Annotated in this window: 1 protein-coding gene; it reads left to right on the top strand. The window is 36.4% G+C overall.

Annotated elements, in window-relative coordinates; translation table 11 throughout:
• Positions 1-370: 370 nt before the first annotated feature.
• A partial coding sequence (locus WS40_RS10835) for a LytR/AlgR family response regulator transcription factor (protein ID WP_046442284.1) occupies positions 371-832 on the top strand: 462 nt, incomplete at its 3' end.

An 832-nucleotide genomic window follows, 5' to 3' on the forward strand; every position in this document is an offset into this window, starting at 1 on the left:
AGGGACTCCACACTTCCGTCCCAGCGTTTCAGCCAGAAATATATATATGAACGTGATTTATTGTATTTTCTGCTCGCTCGGCTCACTCCATATTTCTTTGCGTAATTCATTAAGGATTGACGAAACTTCATATCTTGTGTTATACTATTCATGAGAGATAGGCTTCCTTTCTGATTTGTATTTGTGTGGTAACTTTATTTTATCAGATTTTTGCCTATCTCTCTTTTCTTTTTTCTTAATTTTGTCCAATATCTATTGTAGCACTACACTATTAATGGAGGCATAGCTATTTTTTCTCTTGAAATAATCTCTCCGATGTGGTATAATGATAACTGATACATAAAGCATGACCAATTGTGAGGTGATTGCTATGAATATTGCTATCGTTGATGATGAACCTGTATTCTTAAAACAACTTCATAACAGATTAAGAGAAATGAAACTCCCCGACTGCGAAATACACGAATTTACAAGCGGGAGAGACTTATTGAGTTTCTATGTCAAGGGAATGTATGAAGTCATCATACTCGATGTTGAAATGCCCGATCTGACCGGATTGCAGACCGCTGAAAGAATCAGACAGATAGATGGTTCAGTTATTATTTCTTTCCTGACGAATTATGCCGAATTTGCCGTTAAGGGCTACGATGTGGGAGCGTTTCGCTATATATTGAAAAATCAGCCAGACTATGTATATACCAAACAGCTAAATTCTATCATTGCTGAGTGCCAGCAGCGATTTAGAACTTTCACTTTCAATAATAAAAATCTGTCATTCAAGTTCAGGCTGACAGATATTCTTTACTTTGAGGGACATAGAAGAAAGGTATCA

The sequence above is a fragment of the Ruminococcus sp. N15.MGS-57 genome (assembly GCF_000980385.1).
GTDB classification, from domain to species: Bacteria; Bacillota; Clostridia; order Oscillospirales; family Ruminococcaceae; genus Hominimerdicola; species Hominimerdicola aceti.